Below are 19,586 nucleotides of genomic sequence, written 5' to 3'. Positions count from 1 at the left end.
TAGTTATTATAGAATCTGGATATTCTGCTTTTATCTTATCTGCAAATTCTAATGCAGTCTTTGATTGAGCATCATGGGTTTCACTATATCTGCCCGAACCAAAACTTGTATTCAGTGTTTCTGTATTTCCAAATCCTATCATTTGAGCATCTGTTTCAATATCATTCCATTCATCAGTTCCTGCATAAGCAATTACAATATGTTTTGTATCCACTTTTCCATTTATTATTGGAGCAACTGCCATTGCTTGCATTCCATTTTCATGGTCTAGTACTTCTAAAACTTTAAATCTATTATTAGATTTTTTAAATTCACCTTCTTTTTCAACGATGTCAACACCTTTTTTATCTTTACGAACATTATATACTTCTTGTGAAATTTTGTTATAATCATAATCTGTAATCTTTACATTACTCATATTCTAATCCTCAAAATATTCTATCTTTGCTTCTAATTTTTTATTATTTTTTGGCGGTAATATTTCTTTAAAATCCTCTCCGTGATATCCAGCACCATCAATTTCTCTTGTTCTGTCACTTTCCGAAACATTAGCAGAATATTTTCCATTTATTAAAAAAGAACAACGCCATGATCCCGTCATTTTGTTTTTAAAGAAACTTGTAATTTTTATTTCTTTAATTTCTTCACCATTCGTTAATTCATAATTATTTACAAAATATAGGGCAAGTCTTTCTTGTCTTTCTCTAAATTCTTCTTTGTGTTTTGCTCTGTTTCCATTTAAACTAAAAGCCATAAAAACACCTCCTATTAAAATTATAACTAAGCCTATAATATATATCTTTTTCATTTAATCACCTTTCTAGTCTGAAATCAATCTATATAAAAATTTGTAATATTTAATACCCTTATAATAAATCACATATCTCTACTTGCAATGATATTTGCACCAGTATTTAATACGTTTTCCAAAATAATATCGCCAACTTTTATCGGAGAAACAACTTCGACTTTATTCAATTCTCTCATAATATCAAAAATCAGATTTTTAGGAATTTCTTGTGAAGTTTTTACTGGTAATCTATTATGAATGGCATTTTTTATCTTTACAGTGGAAGTTATAGTTCTAGTTGGAAAAGTCAATTCTTTTTTTCCATAATTTGACCCCTTTGGACATTTATTTCCTATTACTTTATAATTATTTTCTTCATCAACTGATATTCGACATCCAACAGGACAAACAATACATACCATATCTTTCATAGTTAATTATCTCCTTTTTCCATAGATATAATTATCTTATCCGTACTTACAAACTCTATTTGTTTTTTTGTTAAAGCAATTTTTTCCATTTCAGCTGGTGCAACATGAGATTTCTTAAATTCTTTTATAATTTTTCCATTCTCATCCGCAACTTTAATTATAATATTTTTTTCTACACTTTTTACTCTGAAAAATATTTCTAATCTATTTTCCATATTTTCAACCCTAATATTTTGAGGAACTGTATAAAAAATTCCATCTCCATTTAAAATCTCAATCTTTCTACTTTCAAATAAATTATTATCAAAAATGTATTTTGCAGCTGCTCTACCAGCTTTTTGACTTTCTCCTGTAACAAAATCTACTAAATCATGAACATGGCATACATTACCACATGCAAAAACTCCATCCATACTTGTTTCCATATTTTCAAAAACAAAAGCTCCTTTAGTTCTTCCATCTATTTCGATGCCAATTTCTCGAGTAATTTCATTTTCTGGAATTAAGCCTACAGAAAGTAATAATGTATCACATTCTAATTCTATTTCAGTACCTTTTATAGGAACTCTATTTTCATCAACTTTACTTATAACAACTTTTTCAAGTCTATCTTTCCCAATGATGTTGGTAACAGTATGAGAAAGTAACAATGGGATGTTATAATCATGTAAACATTGGACTATATTTCTTGCAAGACCATTCGAATAAGGCATAAGTTCTACACAAGCTATAACTTCAGCCCCTTCCAAAGATAATCTTCTTGCCATTATTAATCCAATATCTCCTGAACCTAAAATAACAATCTTTTTACCACACATAAGGCCTTGCATATTAACATACATTTGAGCAGAACCTGCAGTTAATACTCCAGAAGGTCTATCTCCAGGTATAGAAATTGCTCCTCTCGTTCTTTCTCTACATCCCATTGCAAGTACAATTGCTTTTGTTTGTATTATTTGATAGCCATAATCCTTGCTTATTGCATGAATAATTTTGTTTTCATCAAAATCTAATACCATTGAATTTAATCTTATTTCAACATTATATTCTCTTGCTAAATCAATAAATCTTTGGGCATATTCTGGTCCTGTTAATTCTTCTTTAAAATAATGTAATCCAAATCCGTTATGAATACATTGATTTAAAATTCCACCAGCCTCTTTATCTCTTTCTAAAATCAATACTTTATCTATTCCATTTTTCTTAGCTTCACAAGCAGCAGCTAGCCCTGCAGGACCTCCGCCAATAACAACTAAATCATAATTTTCCATATTAGGTACTTTACTCCCCTTCTTTTGTTTTTCCAGTTATAATATAACTTCCAAAATTAGTATTATAAACTTCTTCCGGTGGAATATTTAATTCTCTTGAAATTATATCTAATACTTTTGGACCACAAAAACCACCTAAACAACGTCCCATACCAGCTCCTGTCCTTTTTTTAACAGCACCAAGTGTTCTTGGAGGTAAAGGCATATTTAATGAATCTATAATTTCTCCCTCAGAAACAGTTATACATCTACAAATTATATTCCCATAAAGAGGATTTTCTCTAATTTTTTCTGATTTTTCTTCAGGAGATAGATGTTTTATTCTTATAATTTTTCTGTTATCAATATAATTTTCTTTTTCTACAAAAACTACACCAATATCCTTTAAAATATCTAAACACATTAATCCAATAGCAGCACAAGAAGCTAAGCCTGGAGATTTTATTCCAGCTAAGTCAACAAAATTTTTACAGCTTTTTGCTTCCCTAATTATAAAATCAGGCTCTGTACTATTAGCCCTTAACCCTGAAAAATTATTAATGTTTTCCCAGTAAGGAATATTAGAAATGGTTTTTGAAACTTTTTCTTTTACCTCATTTAATCCCTCAAAAGTTGTTGATTTATCAAAAATTTCTGAATTGCTTTCAGCATTGGGACCGATTATAATATTATTATGTGATGTAGGAGCAATTAAAACTCCCTTACCCGCTTTAGATGGACATTGAAATAGTACATGTTTAACAAGATCTTTTTGACTTTTATCTAATATAAAATATTGACCTCTAGATGGTGTTATTTCAAATTCCTTTTCACAAACCATATTATGCACTTTATCTGAATTTACTCCTGCTGCATTTACTATATATTTGGATGTATATGTATTATCTTTAGTTTTTACTATGAACTTTTCATCTTCTTTTATAATATCTACAACTTCACTATTTAATTTTATTTCAACTCCATTTGAAACAGCAACTTGAGACATTGCTATACATAATTCCCAAGGATCTATTACTCCTGCACCTGGTGAAAATAGTGCTTTAGTTACAGTTTTATTGATATTTGGTTCTATTTTTTCAATTTCTTCTTTATTGATAATTCTCAGATTTTCAACACCATTTTTAATACCATTATCTAACAATTTTTCTAAAGTTTTTTCATCTTCTTCATTAAAAGCTAAAACTAATGAACCACATTCATTATATTGAACATCTAATTTTTTTACCAATTCTTTAATTCTTTTTGAACCTTCTACATTTAACCTTGCCATTAATGTTCCGGGTTCAGGATCATAGCCTGAATGTAAAATTCCACTATTTGCCTTTGTAGTTCCATCAGCAACATCAATTTCTTTTTCTAATACTAAGACTTTTAAATTATACTTAGATAATTCATAAGCAACACTCGCACCTATTACTCCACAACCTATCACTATAATATCATACATTTATTGTATCTCCCACTATCTTTACATATTTTTCATAAACGGATTATTTTCTCTTTCAAATTGCAAATTACTCTCTGCACCGTGACCCGGCAATATTCTATAATCCTTTTTTAAATTATATAATTTTTTTACAGAATTAATTATTTCATCAAAACTTCCCGTAGGTAAATCACTTCTTCCTATGCTCATTCTAAATAATGTATCTCCTGAAAATATAACACCATCCATAAGAATACAGATACTTCCAATTGTATGTCCAGGTGTTTCCATTATATAAAGTTTTTCCCCATAAAAATCTATTATTTCTTCATCATAAAGCCATCTATCTGCTATTAACTCTATATCTTTAAAAGGTGGAATTGATTTTGATAAATTTAAGATAGGATCTTCTAATAAATCTTTTTCATTTATACTAGTATAAATAGGTAAATCATATTTTTCTTTTATAATTTTTACAGCTCCAATATGGTCTGCATGACCATGAGTTAGCAATATAAATTCTAATTTTATGTTTTCTTTATCAACAAATTTAATAATATCATCACTATCTCCACCTGGGTCTACTATAAATCCATTTTTATTATCATTATAAACGATATAGCAGTTTACTGCATATACTCCAACAACTATTCTTTTTATATTCATAATTATCTCCTAATAACTTTTCTCGGAATCCAACTGAATTGTAACAGGTCCGTTATTTTCAAGCAATATTTTCATATCAGCTTGAAATATTCCTGTCTTAATTGCAATATCATTATCATAAAATAATTTCAAAAATTCTTCATATTTTTTCTTAGCTTCAAAAACAGATAAACTACTATCAAAACTAGGCCTATTACCTTTTCTACAATCACCATATAAAGTAAATTGTGAAACAATCAAAATTTCATACCCTTTATCTAAAACTGATAGATTCATTTTAGAATTTTGGTCTTCAAAAATTCTAAGATTTATAATTTTTTTAAAAATATACTTTAAATCATAATCAGTATCTTCTTTTCCAAAGCCAACAAAAAGAAGTAGTCCCTTACTAATTCTGGATACTTCCTTTTTATCAACTTCTACACTTGCAAAATTAACTCTCTGTAATATAGCTCTCATTATGCTCTCACCCTATATACATCAAGTATACCTTTTAAAGATTTAATTTTATTTATTAACCTATCAAGTTCATCAATATTTTTTATTTCAACTATAATATTAGTAATAAAAGTTTTGTCTTTTCCGGTTTTTGCAGTTATACCTACTAAATTTAATTTTGATTCTGAAATAATATGAGCTACATCTGCCAATGCTCCAACTTGATCTAAAGAAATAACTGCAACTTCAACTTTATAAAATAAATTTTTAGTATTGGTCCATTCAACTGCAATAAGTCTATCTCGATTTATAACATTTTTTATATTAGTACAATTGCAATTATGAATAGAAATCCCTCTACCTTTTGTAATATACCCTACTATTTCATCTCCTGGAAGAGGATTACAACATTTCGCAAAGCTAACTTCTATATTATCAATTCCTTTTACAATAACTCCTTTAGAATTAAGTTTACTCTCAGACTTTTCACTTTTAACTCGATTAATTATATCATCAGCTGATTCCTGATAATAATCGCTATAAAATTCTTTTAATCTTGGTATAATCTGTTTTAAATTAATGCTTCCAAAACCAATTCCAGCATACATTTCATCAATTGTATTAAAGCTCAATCTTTTTGCAATTTGTAAAAGCCAATCATCTTTTAAAATCTTACTATAAGTAAAACCTAATCTCCTAACTTCTTTTTCAAGCATATCTCTACCTTGAACGATATTTAAAGCCTTATTCTCTTTTTTAAACCATTGTTTTATTTTAGTCTTAGCTTGAGAAGATTTAACAATCTTAAGCCAATCCTTACTAGGACCTGATGAATTAGGGTTAGTAAGTATTTCTACTATATTTCCATTTTTTAACTTATAATTTAATGGAACTATTCTACCATCAACTTTAGCTCCAACACAATTATTCCCAACTGCTGTGTGAACTTTATAAGCAAAATCTATAGGTGTTGCTCCAGCTATCAAATTTATAACATCACCTTTTGGAGAAAAGACAAAAACTTCATCAGAAACAAAGTCTTCTTTAAAAGAAGTAATAAATTCTCTATTATCATTTACTTCTCTTTGCCAATCCATAAGTTGTCTAAGCCAAGTTAATTTATCATCAAAACTTGTGCTTCTATCAACACCGGCCTTATATTTCCAATGTGCAGCAATCCCATATTCTGCGGTTTTATGCATTTCAAAAGTCCTAATTTGCACCTCAAATACATCTCCAGAATTACTAATAAGTGTATTGTGCAAAGATTGATATAAATTAGGTTTTGGTACTGCAATGTAGTCCTTAAACCTTGAAGGTATTGGTTTCCATTTAGAATGAACTATTCCTAAAACAGCATAACAGTCACTAATTGTTGGAACAATAATTCTAACAGCTGTTAAATCAAAAATTTCATCAAAACTCTTATTTTGTTTATACATTTTCTTATAAATACTATATAAACTCTTTGGTCTTCCGCTTATTTCTCCTTGAATATTATGTTCTTTTAAACTCTTACTTATTTCTTCAATAATATCATTTATAATTTTTTCTCTTTCACTTCTCTTTTTCTTAACTCTTTCAGCTAAGTCATAATATATTTCAGGTTCTAAATACCTTAAAGATAAATCTTCAAGTTCCCATTTAACATTACTCATACCTAGTCTATAAGCTAAAGGTGCATAAATTTCTAAAGTTTCTTTTGCTTTCTCTAATTGCTTAGCTTTTTTCATATATTCCAAAGTTCTGATATTATGAAGTCTATCTGCAATTTTTATTATTATAACTCTAATATCTGAATTCATAGCTAAAAGCATTTTTCTCAAATTATCTGCTTGTGATTCTTGTTTACTTTGATACTTAATTTTTTTAAGTTTTGTAACTCCATCTACAAGATTTGCAATTTCTTCATCAAACATTTCTGCCATCTCTTCAAATGTAACTTCCGTATCTTCTAAAATATCATGCATAAGGCCAGCAATAATTGTTGCATCATCCATATATAAATCTGCTAAAATATTAGCTACCGCCACAGGATGGATAAAATATGGTTCTCCGGAATTTCTGAATTGACCTTCATGACATTCTTTGGTAAAATCATATGCTTTTGTAATTCTTTCAACATCTGTATTTGGATTATAGCTTTTAATTTTTGATAATAATTCATCTAACATTGTTCTCACCTCCTACCTTATATCTTTTATTAGTAATTGTATCGATTTTGTATGCATATACTCATTAATTACAGGAGTATATAAAATATCTACAAATTTATTTTTAATATTATTCTGTTCTGATATTATATTATTAGTTTTAAACTTTTCGTTAAAATACTTAATATATTTATCGTAATTAGTAAAAATAATTCCACTAAATTCTACATTATCTTGACTTAAAATTAATTTTATTACATTTTTATTTTTTCCTATAATAGAAATAGATTTTATTTCTACATTTTTAGTTCCAAATAGAGGCTCTGGATTTGCTTTTCCATAAGGTTCTAATAATTTTAATTCATCCACAATATTATAATTTAATAATCTAAAATCTAATGAACAATCAATCTTTACTTTTTCTATAAAATTTTCTGAAATCAAATTAGAATTCTTATTTAATTCATTTCGCAATATATCTAAATTTTCTTCTTTTATTGAGAAACCCGCTGCCATAGCATGTCCTCCTAATTTTTCAAAAAGATTTGAAAAATCTCTAAGTTTTGAAATTATATCATAATCTTCAATGCTCCTAGCACTTCCTTTTAAAATACCTTCTTCTTTTGCTTTTGAAAAAACTAAAGTTGGTTTATAATAATAATCTTTAATTCTTCCTGCAACAATTCCAGCAATTGATTCATGAATTTCTTCATCATATACTACAATAATATCATCTTCAAAATATTTATTTTCCTTAATTTTTAAATTCACTCTGGAGTATGCTTCGTTAGTTAAATCTTTTCTTTTACCATTTAATTCAACTAATTTCTTAGCATAGTTATCAGCAGACTCTTCATCTTCTTCTAAAAACAAATTAACACCAATGCTTGCAGACTCTAGTCTTCCTGCAGCATTAATACAAGGTCCTAATTTAAATCCTAATGAAGTAGCTGTTATTTTTCCTACCTCATTCTCTTTTTTTAATTTATTTACTCCAATATTATCACTAGAATTTAATAATTCTAATCCTTTTTTCACAAAAAATCTATTTTCATCAACTAGGTCAACAACATCACAAACCGTTCCCATAGATACAAATTGTAATAAATCTATCAAATAATTTTCGTCGCCACCTAATTCATCAAATAATGCCTGCATTAACTTAAATGCAACTCCGGCACCACATAATTCTTTAAATGGATATTCACAATCTACCCTATGAGGGTTTATTACTGCTTTTGCTTTAGGAAGAATTTGATTTTTTTCACCATCAAAACATACCTGATGATGATCAGTTATAATCATTGGAATATTTATAGAATTACAATATTCCGCAACTTCAAATGCAGATGTTCCATTATCACAAGTTATAATTAAATCAACGCCATTTTCTTTAGCATTATCTACAATTCCCTTTGAAATACCATAACCATCTTCTACTCTGTGTGGAATAGCAAAACTGATATTATCAGTAAAAAAACCTATTCCCTTCATTAGAACAACAGTTGCAGAATTACCGTCTTGATCATAATCTCCAACAATTTGTATATGCAAATTATTATCTATAGCATCAACAATAATTTCAATAGCTGTATCTAAATCTTTCATCAAAAAAGGATTATGGAGGTATTTATAATCAGGATATAAAAATTTTTTTACATTTTTATAATCAATTTTTCTGTTTGCCAAAAGTTGACAAGTTATATAAGAAAATTCATTATTATTTTTGAAATTTTCTTTAGTTAATCCATTATCAGACTTAATAAACCATTTTTTCATAAATACCTCCTTTCAATATTACCTATAAAGAAAAAAATAGACGAAATCCGTCTATTTAATTAAAAATTAATTTTCTTCGCTATCTTCCTCTTCTTCATCATCTTCTTCAGAAGATTCTTCAGATTTGCTAACGATAGAATGAATAGCAGATTTAATAAATTCTATTTTTGTTCCATCAGATGTTTCAATTACAACGTCAGTATCAGTAAGTTCAATAATCTTACCTTTAATTCCACCAATTGTAACTATATTATCTCCTATTTTTAAATTATTTCTCATATCCATTATGGCTTTTTGTCTTTTCTTTTGAGGTTTAATCATAAGAAAATAAGCAATAACCATAAAACCACCTATCATAACTAATTGCATAGTCACCTGATCCATAATATGCCTCCTAAACTTAAATATATGACTATATTCTAACACAAAATCTATTATATTTCAAATATTTATAATGTTTTACAACAAAAAAATTATTATATTAAACTATTAAAACTAAAAAACAAATTAACTATATAAGAACTTTCCTACAATAATTTTACAACTCTTACTATTTTTTAAAGGAAATAAAAGGATGCTTTTAAAATTTAGTTACTAAACCTAAAATATAAAAAAGCTAAGATTTTTCTATTCTTAGCTCCTTATATCTATAACATATAGTTTTATGAAATACAAATTTTTCCATTTATATTTTTAAAATTTATTGTTGAATTTGTAGTAATTTTTCCTTCAATTATTTTTGTAGCAATCTCAGTTTCAATATTTTTTTGAATGTATCTTTTTATTATTCTAGCTCCATAGTTAAATGAATAAGTTGAATCTAAAATTAATTTTTTACATTCTTCGTCTAAATTAATTTTTACTCCAATATCTTTTAACCTATCTTCAATTTCTGAAATAGTCATATCAATTATCTTATAAAGTTCTTCTTTTTGTAATGGCTTGAATAATACTATATCATCAACTCTATTTAAAAATTCAGGTCTAAAAGAGTTTTTCAACTCTTTCATAACTTCATTTTCAGCTTCTTTAGTAATCTTACCATTTTCATCAATTCCATCAAGCAAATAAATTGAACCTATATTTGAAGTCATAATTATAATCGTATTTTTAAAATCTACAACTCTTCCCTGATTATCAGTAAGTCTTCCATCATCAAGAACTTGTAAAAGAATATTAAATACATCAGGATGAGCTTTTTCAATTTCGTCAAATAGAATTACACAATATGGATTCCTTCTAACTCTTTCAGTAAGTTGACCTCCTTCATCATATCCTACATATCCAGGAGGAGCTCCTATTAGTCTTGAAACAGAATGTTTTTCCATATATTCACTCATATCTATTCTAACAAGATTTTTTTCGCTATCAAACATACTTTCACATAATGTTTTTGCTAATTCAGTTTTCCCAACCCCTGTGGGTCCTAAGAATATAAATGAACCTATAGGTTTATTTTCATCTTTCAATCCACTTCTTGATCTTAAAATACAATCCCTAACCAAATCAATAGCTTCATCTTGTCCTACAACTCTTTTATGCAAAATATCTCCAAGATGTAGTAGCTTTTCTTTTTCACCTTCCACCAATTTTTTAATAGGAATATTTGTCCATTTAGAAATTACTTCTGCTATTGTTTCTTCTGTAACTTCTTCTTTTAGATAGCTTTCTTTTTCTTTTTTCTTTTCATTAAGTTCAGCTAATTTTAATTCTAAATTTGCAAGCTTTCCATATCTTAATTCTGAAAGTTTTTCAAAGTCATATTCTCTTTCAGCTTTTTCAATATCTATTCTAACAGAATCAATTTCTGCTTTTATAGCTTTTATTTCATTTATATCCTTCTTATCACTTTCCCATCTTGCAAGTTCAACATTGTATTTGTTTTTCACAGTTGAAAGTTCTTCTTCTAAATCTTGTAATCTTTTTTTACTAATTTCATCAGTTTCTTTAATTAAACCAGCCTTTTCTATTTCTAATTGTAAAACTTTTCTTCTTAAATCATCAATTTCTTGTGGCATTGAATCAATTTCAGTTCTTATCATGGAAGATGCCTCATCCATCAAGTCAATAGCCTTATCCGGTAAAAATCTGTCAGTAATATATCTATCACTTAAAGTTACACAGGCAATAACTGCTGAATCGGTTATTTTAATTCCATGATGAATTTCATATTTCTCTTTTATTCCCCTAAGTATTGAAATTGTATCTTCAACGGTAGGTTCTTTTACTAAAACTTTTTGGAATCTTCTTTCTAAGGCACCATCTTTTTCAATATATTTTCTATATTCATCTAGTGTTGTTGCTCCTATTGTATGCAATTCTCCCCTAGCAAGCATAGGTTTTAACATATTTGATGCATCCAAAGCTCCATCCGTTTTCCCGGCACCAACTAGAGTATGAATTTCATCAATAAATAAAATTATTTCACCTTCTGAATTTTTGATTTCTTCAAGAACAGCTTTTAACCTTTCTTCAAATTCTCCTCTAAATTTTGCTCCAGCTATTAAACTTCCCATATCTAATGAGAAAATTATCTTGTTCTTTAATCCATCTGGAACATCATTATTTACAATTCTTTGTGCCAATCCTTCTACGATAGCTGTCTTACCAACTCCTGGTTCACCTATTAAAACAGGATTATTTTTTGTTCTTCTTGATAAAATTCTAATTGAATGTCTTATTTCTTCATCTCTACCAATAACAGGATCAAGTTTACCATTTCTTGCTTCTTCAGTTAAATTTCTTCCATATTTTAACAACTCTTCACTTGTGCTTCCTTCTTTATGTTCATTTTTCATATTCTTAATTCCCATTAAAGCATATTTAAAAGAATTGTATGTTATATTATACTTTCTAAAAATATCTGAAGACTTTATATTTTTTTCTTTTAAAAGAGAAAGATAGATATGTTCAGGTAAAATAGCACTATCTCCTGTTCCTTTTATTTCATCTTCAGAATTAAGTAAAATTCTTTGATAAACAGTATTTGGATAAATGTTTGAATCGCCATATTGTGAAGGCAAATTATCAAAAGCTAGCTTAACATCATTTCTATAGCTATCTATATTTACATTCATAATGTTTAAAATTTTAATTATTATGTTGTCACTATCAATCAAAGCTTTGTGTAGATGAACATCAGATATTTCTACATTTGCATTTTTAATTGCCAAACTTTGAGATTCTTCTACAATTTTCATTGCATCACTACTAAATTTTTCTAAATTCATAATACTCCTCCTTTTTAAAACCTAAAATTTTAATAAAATATAAATTTTACTATATCATTAATTTTCCATTAATTTCTTATATAATTCTAATTTTTCACCGGATAAATTTTTAGGATTATTTATAACTATTTCAAGATATAAATCTCCAGTTTTTCCTTTTAAATCAGTATAACCTTTATTTGAAATTCTTATTTTTTTCATACTTTCTATCTTTGCAGGAATTTTTACTCTAACATTTCCATTTAAAGTTTCAATTACTTTTGTAACTCCAAAATATGCTTCCCAAGGATATAGACTAATCGTCTTTATTAAATCTAAATCTTCAAGTCTATATTCATCATTTATAACATTAATTTTTACAAAAATATCACCATCAAGTTTATATTTATCTCCATTAACTTTTACCTTTTTTCCTGTAGTTATGCCTTTAGGAATTTTTACAGTTATTTTTTTAGGAGAATTATTTATATTAACATATAGTTCTCTTTCAATCCCGGAATATGCTTCCTTAACTGACAAATTTATACTTGTTTCATACTTTTGCCTTTGAGGTTGTCTTTCAAACCCTGAATAAGTTCTAGAATTTGTAAAACCATCAAATCCAGAAAAGCCACTAAAACTTGAAGAAGATGTTCCACCTCCACCAAAAAACATATTAAAGAAATCAGAGAAACCACTCATATCACTTCCGCTATAGGAAGCACTAAAACCATAATTTCTCGGATCAAAATTGTCTCCACCACTAAAATTATAATTTGATCCAAACATATCATATTGTTTTCTTTTTTCCTTATCGGACAAAACCTCATAAGCTTCATTGATTTCTTTAAATTTATTACTTGCCACCTCATCATTTTGATTAACATCAGGATGATATTTTTTTGCAAGTTTTCTATATTCTTTTTTTATTTCTGCATCAGTTGCATTTTTTTTTACGCCTAAAATTTTATAATAATCTTTATATTCCATAAATCCCTCCATAAATTTGACTTTCTTTGACCTTTAGTTTTATTATACCCTAAATAGATAATTTAAACATATTTTTTACAAAAAATTAATATTACTTAATATTGTACTTTATTTAATTTAGAATTTTTTACTAATAAGCTTTACTTCTTATTAAAATTAAATATAACTAAATGTATTCCAATAAATTAATAATTTAAATCGCTTGTATTAATAATACTAATATTGTATAATTAGATTGTATAAATTATATTTTTTGGAGGTAAAATATGAAAGAAATAAATGCTAAGGGATTAGCTTGTCCACAACCTTTGATTTTAACAAAAAAGGCTGTAGAAAATTCAGAAGAAAAAGAGTTTTTAGTTATAGTTGATAATGATACTGCTGTAAAAAATTTAGAAAAATTTTCTAAAAGCAGTAATTTAAATTTTAGATTTGAGAAAAAATCTGATAATGAATTTAATGTGTATGTAACAAAAAGCAATGAAACAAATTTACAAGAAGCAACTGCGTTTTGTTCTGTGGGAAATTCATCAGATGTAGTAATTGCAATTTCTAAAGATTTTATGGGAAATGGGTCTGAAGAATTAGGAAAACTATTAATTAAAGGTTTTATTTATACTTCAAGTGAATATGAAAAATTACCTAAAACTTTAGTTTTCTTTAATTCTGGTGTAAAGCTAACTTGTGAAGAATCTCCTTGTACTGACGATTTACAAAAACTAAAAGATAAGGGTGTAGAAATAATCTCTTGTGGAACTTGTCTTGATTACTTCGGATTAAAAGAAAAACTTTTAGTTGGTGAAATAAGTAATATGTACACTATATATGAAACTCTTTTCAATGCAGAAAAAGTAATTAATATCTAAAAAAACAAAACCGGCTAAAATTAGCCGGTTTTGTTTTTTTATAATTTATATGATAAAACTCCTATAATATTTTTATCATAATTTTTTAGATTTTGTAATAATTTTTCGAATAATGAGTATCTTGTTATTCCATATTCTTCAATAAATATAGCATTTTTTAAATTCATTATATTATTTAATTCATTAGATTTTAAAACATTTACTTTATCAATGTTTAAATCATTCAACTTCTTAATAATTTTTGAATTTGAACTAATTACACTCAATTCATCAATTTTTTCTGAATTAAGTTTATATTTTAATACTTCTACTAAATCATTATTGTTTTTTATTTCTTGAACAAATTTTATATTATATTTTCTATAATCTCCTTCTCTATTAATTGTTGGATTAAATATATACAATACAAAATTCATAATAGCAACTAAAATTATTAAAGCCACTTCAATAGCAAAAACTTTCACTAATAATTTTTTCATGCTATATCCAGTATTTACATTTTCTTTAGAGCTTAACTCTTTAGAATAATTTGACTCAATCTTTTCAATGGTAACATTTTTATAAACAGCTTTATATTTATTTATTAATTCATCAAATTTCTTTTCAATAACATCATTTACAGCTTTACTTGGAGTTAAAATTTTAACAGAAACCCCTAAATTCGTAGAAATATAATTTATTACTACCTTCTTATCCCAGTAATCAGCATTAGAATTTTTTAAAGTAACAGCTGATGTATCCAATTCTTTAGCCATTTGTGATAATTCTTTATCACTTACGTCATTAAATAAAAAAGCTCCATTTAGATTAGAAGTTAACAGTTTTTCATAAAAATCAGAATATCCTCTTCTACTAAACAATGCATTTGTATTATCACTTTCAGGAGCAGTGATCTTATATGCTACATAAGTTGAATATTGAACTCCTTCTTTTGTTACTGTTTTTCTGTTAATAGTTTTAGTTACTAACGGAAAAATTAAAGCAATACTTAATAGTAGAAATGCTACTAAATTTAAAATTCTTTTTTTATATATATTGGATAATAAATCTCCAAACGAATAATTTTCAAACATATTATATCTCCTTTACTTTATAAATCGTATACGAATTATCCTTCGATATTAATTTTGCAACTAAGAAAATTAATATCACTATAAACCAAAATTGGAATGTAAGTAATGTTGAAAAACTTTCTGAAAAACTACTTCTAGGCATAAAGAATAAATTATTCAATACTATTAAAGTACAAACAAATGACAAAGTTTTATTTTTATAAGAAACATTTAACATTCTTATAAATAAAAAACCTAAAAACACACTAAACAAAAATACACCTAAATATCCATAGTCTGTAAAATTTTCCATTATATAACTACTTCCTAAACCGTGTCCTTGTAAATAATCACCTTTTATTGCTATATAGGAAAGATTGTGTGCATAACTATTACTTTTTATTGCCAATTCAATGCTATTTGTTGTAGCTGTAAATGGCTTTGTATCGAATAATAATTTACCAAAATTTCCATGAGTAAAATATTCAATTATTGGTCCAAAAGTAAAGTTTGTAAAACTTCTTACAGCAATATTACTATTATATAAGAATCCTTTAGCTAAAACACCAAAACTTGTGCCCTGTTTATAGATAAAATCTATAAATATATCAAATATTTTAAAATTAGAAACTTTAACATTATCTCTAACATAGTTTAAGAGTCCCATGCCCACAATTATTATAGGAAGACTTGTAAAAATTAATATCTTTTCCTTAACTCCTATCCATTTATTTTTAATATCTTCCTGTCCTCTTATAAAATAATATATAAAAGAAAATATTAAACTTAAAATAAATGGATTTCTAGTTCCAATAAATAGATATATTGCATTTGCAAATAGATTACTAACTAAAACTATAGTAGCATTTCTTTTATTTGGTTTAGATGCCAAATATACACACATTGAATATACTGTAAAAACTGATAATATATATGTAAAGTAAGGCAACTTGCTTTTAAACTCTGCATAATATATATAATAAGATGTATTTAATTTAAATATCAATCTTTCAATTAGCCTTAAAGCATAAAATGGATATGTTAAAATATATACTGAAAAGGAAACAATTCTCACATTTTTCAACCAAATAGAATTTTCTAATTTATTATTACTATCTACATCTAATTTTTTTTTATTTTTTATTTTTAATAATGCTTTTGAAATTACTCCTCCAATAAATAATCCTGAAAGCGAAATCATAACTATAATAAAAGCAAAAACATAAGCATCTTTCTGATAAGTATTAAAGCTATAACTTCTCAAATAATCTATTGTCGGTCTTGAAACTAGAAATATAAAAATAGTTATATAAAAAAATAAATGTATTATATAATATTTTATATCTATAAAACAAAATATTATTAAACTTACAAAAAAAGATAATAATGTAAAAAGCAATATATCCAACCTGTCTGTGTATAAATAACCCATTCCAAGTAACAGAGTTAAAATAAAAGAAAATACTGTAATTAAAGAATAAAATCTTTTAAAAGTAATATTCATATAATTATCTCCATTATTCTAATATTTCATTTATATTTTTTATTTGTTCGGCAATTGTAAATTGAGTTATAAAATTTTTCATTTCTGATTTATCTATTAATATATTATTTTCAAAATAATCAATAATATATTTACAAGCATCATCAGTAGAATTTACAATTTCACCGAATTTACCGTTATTTGAAAGCTCTTTAATTCCTCCAACATCGGTAGAAATGAAAGGAATTCCTAATGCTAATCCTTCAACTATCGCACCAGAAAAGCCTTCCTGTTTTGACATTGAAAACATCAAGTCCATTTTTTTGATATATTTATATGGATTTTTTTGATATCCTAAAAAATGAACATAATCTTCTAAATGGTCGCTTTGTACTAATTCTTTTATATAAGTTTCCAATTCTCCAGTCCCTAAAAAATATAAATGATACTTTTTATTTAAATTTTTGTGTAATTTTTTAATTGTCTCATAAACCTCTAATGATCCTTTTAGGTTCTCAATTCTTCCAATTACACAAATTGAATTTTTTTCAATATTAATATCTGTCATCTCATTTGATTTTTCCAAAATACTTTCAAAATCATATCCATTATAAATTGTAATGACTTTATCTTTGTATTCCGGATAAACTGAAATTATGGACTCTTTAGTTTTTTCCGATACAGAAATTATTTTATCGACTACATCTAAATGCCTTCTATGATTATTTCTCTTTTGAGAATCTTTCATAAAATCTTCAATACTTCCATGAATCCAGGAAATTTTTTTTACATTCTTATCCTTTGAAAATTCAAAAGGAGGGTTCATTATAGTAAATGAAATTTCTATATCATATTTTTCTTTAACCATTATTTTTCTCACTAAATTCGGAAAAAACTTTCTTATTCTCCATAAAATAGCTCTTTTTATCTTAGATTGTCTATAATCTTGCCATGATTTTAGTATTCTTATATTATCATTAATAGGTTCGTAACCTTTATCAAAATGCTCTATCTCGAGTATATCAATGTCATATTTTTCACTATCAAGATTATTTACAATTGTTGATAATATTTTTTCTGCTCCTCCCCCAAGGGAAAAGGACCACAAAAAAAATAATACTTTCTTTTTTTTCAAACAATCACCTTATTTCCAAATTTTTTCATAATTTGTATAGCTATTTTTTAAATCTAAGAATAGTAAATCATGATGAGGTATCTGCTTATCTTTTGGAGGTAATTTCATATAATCTCCAAAAGCAGTTTTTAAATATCCATCATAACCAATAGGAATAGGCATTTTCGTATCTTCAAAATCAAAATACTTCTTATCCATAAACCACTCTTTTCTATATACTTTTTTCATATAATATGGACCAGAACAAAGTTCTGTAATATATTCTGATTTATCAATTTTATATTTAGTCATTCTTTTTTCTGCGAACTTCCAAATTTTATATCTAATTTTTTTAGATTTAAAAATTGATAATAACAATTTAGAAACTTTTTTCTTTATCCCACCATGTTTTTCAGGTAAAACTTGAGCACAAAAAAGAGAATAAATTAATCCCCACATTATTTGAAATTTTCGTTTCACTTTACCACTAGGACAACCATCAAGAGGTAAAATATCCAACGCTATCCCATGACTTATATTTAAGCCTTTTTGATATGGTTTAACAGCAGTTGTTTCATTATCTCTAATAGTAATAAAAAGATTATAATCAACTAAATCTTTATTAGCCTTAACAAGAGAATATCTTTTAGTATCAGCTTTTTCATTCCATAGCAAAGCTAATTTTTCGTAATCTTCTCTAGGCATAAAAAAATCTAAATCATCATCCCATGGGATAAATCCTGAATGCCTTAAACTACCAATTGCTCCACCACCACAAAGATAACATAATAAATTATTTTCTTCACAAAACGAAACAAAATATTTTCCCATTTCTAGACTCTTAAGTTGTAACTCTCTTAAATTTATTTCATCCATAATTTATATAATCACACTTAATCAAATATTCCATTTTGCCACAGTTTTAAAAGGTGTATTTAAATCATTTTTAAAAAATCTATGAATATCATCAACACTATTGATTTCATCATCTTCAAATACAATCGACTTAAATCTGTTTTGAATTTTTTTGTTTTCAAGCATTCTAACTGCCTCTTGAAAATCATATCTTCCAGATCGGGAACATCCAATTAATGTTAATCCTTTCTCCAATATATCTCTAGTATTTACAGCAATTTTATTTTCGCTAACTCCCATCAACATAATTGAGCCTTGAGGCTTAATATATTTTATAATATTATTAATAGCATCTTCACTTCCTGGTCCTCCTGCACATTCAAAGGCATGATCTGTTGAAAAACTTTCAGGAATATCATCACTTGAATAAACCTCATCTACAAATGAGAAAATTTTTAACTTTTCTATATTTCTACCAACAACAACTATTTTAGTATTTGGAAATCTATATTTCAAAACATTTGCGACAATAAAACCCAAACTTCCATTTCCAAAAATAGTTATTGTTTCTTTATTTTCAATAGAATTCTTTACAAATCTATCATAGGCATGAAATCCAACTGAAATAAATTCCAAAATAGAAGCAACAGGTAAATCTATATCATTAAATTTTACAAGTCTATCCGGAGCAATTTTGACAAATTCCCTCATAAAACCATCATGACCACTAGATAGAAAATAAGAACCCTTCACATAATTTTCATATATACTTTCATCATAAGTACAAGGTGGAGTATTTGGTATCATAGATACCTTATCTCCAACCTTAAAAGTGTTTGTTGGATCAAAAACAACCTCTCCACAAGATTCATGAATTGGAGCCATAGGCAATTTTTTTGCCAATACTTTTGGATCTCTCTTTCCTAAATAGTATCTTTGATCAGCATGACACAAAGATACGTATAATGGTTTTACAATGACTTTATCTCCTAAAAAGCTCTCATCAACATATTTAACTGAAATAAAACCTGGTTTCATCAATTGAAAAATTCTATTTATCATC

Annotated in this window: 18 protein-coding genes; 1 reads left to right on the top strand and 17 read right to left on the bottom strand. The window is 26.5% G+C overall.

Going from position 1 to position 19,586, the window contains the following annotated elements:
* The 12 genes from VJI93_RS00950 to VJI93_RS00895 form a co-directional block, all read right to left on the bottom strand.
* On the bottom strand, nucleotides 1-418 hold a 418-nt coding region (locus tag VJI93_RS00950; protein WP_323998643.1), incomplete at its 3' end, for a hypothetical protein.
* Between the two features lie 3 nt (nucleotides 419-421).
* Nucleotides 422-808: a hypothetical protein gene (locus VJI93_RS00945; RefSeq protein WP_323998642.1), complete on the bottom strand. Its 387-nt coding sequence runs from the start codon at nucleotides 806-808 to the stop codon at nucleotides 422-424.
* Nucleotides 809-876: 68 nt separating this feature from the next.
* Nucleotides 877-1,221 (bottom strand): DUF1667 domain-containing protein, encoded by a 345-nt coding sequence (locus VJI93_RS00940; protein ID WP_323998640.1) that lies wholly within the window; start codon nucleotides 1,219-1,221, stop codon nucleotides 877-879.
* A 2-nt stretch (nucleotides 1,222-1,223) separates the two neighbouring features.
* Nucleotides 1,224-2,492 (bottom strand): NAD(P)/FAD-dependent oxidoreductase, encoded by a 1,269-nt coding sequence (locus VJI93_RS00935; RefSeq protein WP_323998638.1) that lies wholly within the window; start codon nucleotides 2,490-2,492, stop codon nucleotides 1,224-1,226.
* A 10-nt stretch (nucleotides 2,493-2,502) separates the two neighbouring features.
* On the bottom strand, nucleotides 2,503-3,939 hold the full coding sequence (locus VJI93_RS00930) for an NAD(P)/FAD-dependent oxidoreductase (RefSeq protein WP_323998636.1): 1,437 nt from the start codon (nucleotides 3,937-3,939) through the stop codon (nucleotides 2,503-2,505).
* Between the two features lie 21 nt (nucleotides 3,940-3,960).
* Complete coding sequence (locus tag VJI93_RS00925) at nucleotides 3,961-4,584, bottom strand: MBL fold metallo-hydrolase (protein ID WP_323998635.1); 624 nt, start codon at nucleotides 4,582-4,584, stop codon at nucleotides 3,961-3,963.
* Nucleotides 4,585-4,593: 9 nt separating this feature from the next.
* The gene (dtd, locus tag VJI93_RS00920) at nucleotides 4,594-5,043 is read right to left on the bottom strand and encodes a D-aminoacyl-tRNA deacylase (RefSeq protein WP_323998633.1); all 450 of its coding nucleotides are present in this window, start codon (nucleotides 5,041-5,043) and stop codon (nucleotides 4,594-4,596) included.
* Nucleotides 5,043-7,196: a RelA/SpoT family protein gene (locus VJI93_RS00915; RefSeq protein ID WP_323998632.1), complete on the bottom strand. Its 2,154-nt coding sequence runs from the start codon at nucleotides 7,194-7,196 to the stop codon at nucleotides 5,043-5,045. Before VJI93_RS00915 ends, dtd begins: the two co-directional genes overlap by 1 nt.
* 12 nt (nucleotides 7,197-7,208) lie before the next feature.
* Complete coding sequence (gene recJ, locus VJI93_RS00910) at nucleotides 7,209-8,954, bottom strand: single-stranded-DNA-specific exonuclease RecJ (protein WP_323998631.1); 1,746 nt, start codon at nucleotides 8,952-8,954, stop codon at nucleotides 7,209-7,211.
* Nucleotides 8,955-9,020: 66 nt separating this feature from the next.
* Nucleotides 9,021-9,338 (bottom strand): preprotein translocase subunit YajC, encoded by a 318-nt coding sequence (gene yajC, locus VJI93_RS00905; RefSeq protein WP_323998630.1) that lies wholly within the window; start codon nucleotides 9,336-9,338, stop codon nucleotides 9,021-9,023.
* 278 nt (nucleotides 9,339-9,616) lie between these two features.
* Nucleotides 9,617-12,184: an ATP-dependent Clp protease ATP-binding subunit gene (locus tag VJI93_RS00900; RefSeq protein WP_323998628.1), complete on the bottom strand. Its 2,568-nt coding sequence runs from the start codon at nucleotides 12,182-12,184 to the stop codon at nucleotides 9,617-9,619.
* 57 nt (nucleotides 12,185-12,241) lie between these two features.
* On the bottom strand, nucleotides 12,242-13,153 hold the full coding sequence (locus VJI93_RS00895) for a DnaJ domain-containing protein (protein ID WP_323998626.1): 912 nt from the start codon (nucleotides 13,151-13,153) through the stop codon (nucleotides 12,242-12,244).
* Between the two features lie 266 nt (nucleotides 13,154-13,419).
* On the opposite strand from VJI93_RS00895, the gene yedF reads away from it, so the two are divergent.
* On the top strand, nucleotides 13,420-14,019 hold the full coding sequence (gene yedF / locus VJI93_RS00890; protein ID WP_323998625.1) for a sulfurtransferase-like selenium metabolism protein YedF: 600 nt from the start codon (nucleotides 13,420-13,422) through the stop codon (nucleotides 14,017-14,019).
* Nucleotides 14,020-14,057: 38 nt separating this feature from the next.
* On the opposite strand, the gene VJI93_RS00885 is transcribed toward yedF, so the two are convergent.
* From VJI93_RS00885 to VJI93_RS00865, 5 genes are read right to left on the bottom strand one after another with little or no spacing between them, the layout of a single operon-like run.
* The gene (locus tag VJI93_RS00885; RefSeq protein ID WP_323998624.1) at nucleotides 14,058-15,092 is read right to left on the bottom strand and encodes a hypothetical protein; all 1,035 of its coding nucleotides are present in this window, start codon (nucleotides 15,090-15,092) and stop codon (nucleotides 14,058-14,060) included.
* Nucleotide 15,093: 1 nt separating this feature from the next.
* Entirely contained in the window at nucleotides 15,094-16,575 is a 1,482-nt protein-coding gene (locus tag VJI93_RS00880; RefSeq protein WP_323998622.1) for an O-antigen polysaccharide polymerase Wzy family protein, read from the bottom strand.
* A gap of 13 nt (nucleotides 16,576-16,588) precedes the next feature.
* Nucleotides 16,589-17,689 (bottom strand): glycosyltransferase, encoded by a 1,101-nt coding sequence (locus VJI93_RS00875; protein WP_323998619.1) that lies wholly within the window; start codon nucleotides 17,687-17,689, stop codon nucleotides 16,589-16,591.
* A gap of 9 nt (nucleotides 17,690-17,698) precedes the next feature.
* Nucleotides 17,699-18,544, bottom strand: coding sequence for a LicD family protein (locus VJI93_RS00870; protein ID WP_324009200.1), 846 nt, complete (start codon nucleotides 18,542-18,544; stop codon nucleotides 17,699-17,701).
* Nucleotides 18,545-18,565: 21 nt separating this feature from the next.
* Nucleotides 18,566-19,585, bottom strand: coding sequence for an alcohol dehydrogenase catalytic domain-containing protein (locus tag VJI93_RS00865; protein ID WP_323998615.1), 1,020 nt, complete (start codon nucleotides 19,583-19,585; stop codon nucleotides 18,566-18,568).
* Nucleotide 19,586 lies beyond the last annotated feature (1 nt).

This window comes from Parvimonas sp. M20 (assembly GCF_035282425.1).
Taxonomy (GTDB): domain Bacteria; phylum Bacillota; class Clostridia; order Tissierellales; family Peptoniphilaceae; genus Parvimonas.
The sequence above is the reverse complement of the archived record's forward strand: the minus strand, read 5'-3'. Positions and strand labels throughout refer to the sequence as shown.

What these genes read in the sequence shown, in the direction of transcription:
- VJI93_RS00925 (WP_323998635.1), bottom strand. Translation starts at nt 4,584, where the DNA reads ATGAATATAAAAAGAATAGTTGTTGGAGTATATGCAGTAAACTGCTAT.
- VJI93_RS00870 (WP_324009200.1), bottom strand. Translation starts at nt 18,544, where the DNA reads ATGGATGAAATAAATTTAAGAGAGTTACAACTTAAGAGTCTAGAAATG.
- VJI93_RS00935 (WP_323998638.1), bottom strand. Translation starts at nt 2,492, where the DNA reads ATGGAAAATTATGATTTAGTTGTTATTGGCGGAGGTCCTGCAGGGCTA.
- VJI93_RS00930 (WP_323998636.1), bottom strand. Translation starts at nt 3,939, where the DNA reads ATGTATGATATTATAGTGATAGGTTGTGGAGTAATAGGTGCGAGTGTT.
- VJI93_RS00915 (WP_323998632.1), bottom strand. Translation starts at nt 7,196, where the DNA reads ATGTTAGATGAATTATTATCAAAAATTAAAAGCTATAATCCAAATACA.
- VJI93_RS00900 (WP_323998628.1), bottom strand. Translation starts at nt 12,184, where the DNA reads ATGAATTTAGAAAAATTTAGTAGTGATGCAATGAAAATTGTAGAAGAA.
- VJI93_RS00885 (WP_323998624.1), bottom strand. Translation starts at nt 15,092, where the DNA reads ATGTTTGAAAATTATTCGTTTGGAGATTTATTATCCAATATATATAAA.
- dtd (WP_323998633.1), bottom strand. Translation starts at nt 5,043, where the DNA reads ATGAGAGCTATATTACAGAGAGTTAATTTTGCAAGTGTAGAAGTTGAT.
- recJ (WP_323998631.1), bottom strand. Translation starts at nt 8,954, where the DNA reads ATGAAAAAATGGTTTATTAAGTCTGATAATGGATTAACTAAAGAAAAT.
- yedF (WP_323998625.1), top strand. Translation starts at nt 13,420, where the DNA reads ATGAAAGAAATAAATGCTAAGGGATTAGCTTGTCCACAACCTTTGATT.
- yajC (WP_323998630.1), bottom strand. Translation starts at nt 9,338, where the DNA reads ATGGATCAGGTGACTATGCAATTAGTTATGATAGGTGGTTTTATGGTT.
- VJI93_RS00865 (WP_323998615.1), bottom strand. Translation starts at nt 19,585, where the DNA reads ATGATAAATAGAATTTTTCAATTGATGAAACCAGGTTTTATTTCAGTT.
- VJI93_RS00880 (WP_323998622.1), bottom strand. Translation starts at nt 16,575, where the DNA reads ATGAATATTACTTTTAAAAGATTTTATTCTTTAATTACAGTATTTTCT.
- VJI93_RS00895 (WP_323998626.1), bottom strand. Translation starts at nt 13,153, where the DNA reads ATGGAATATAAAGATTATTATAAAATTTTAGGCGTAAAAAAAAATGCA.
- VJI93_RS00940 (WP_323998640.1), bottom strand. Translation starts at nt 1,221, where the DNA reads ATGAAAGATATGGTATGTATTGTTTGTCCTGTTGGATGTCGAATATCA.
- VJI93_RS00945 (WP_323998642.1), bottom strand. Translation starts at nt 808, where the DNA reads ATGAAAAAGATATATATTATAGGCTTAGTTATAATTTTAATAGGAGGT.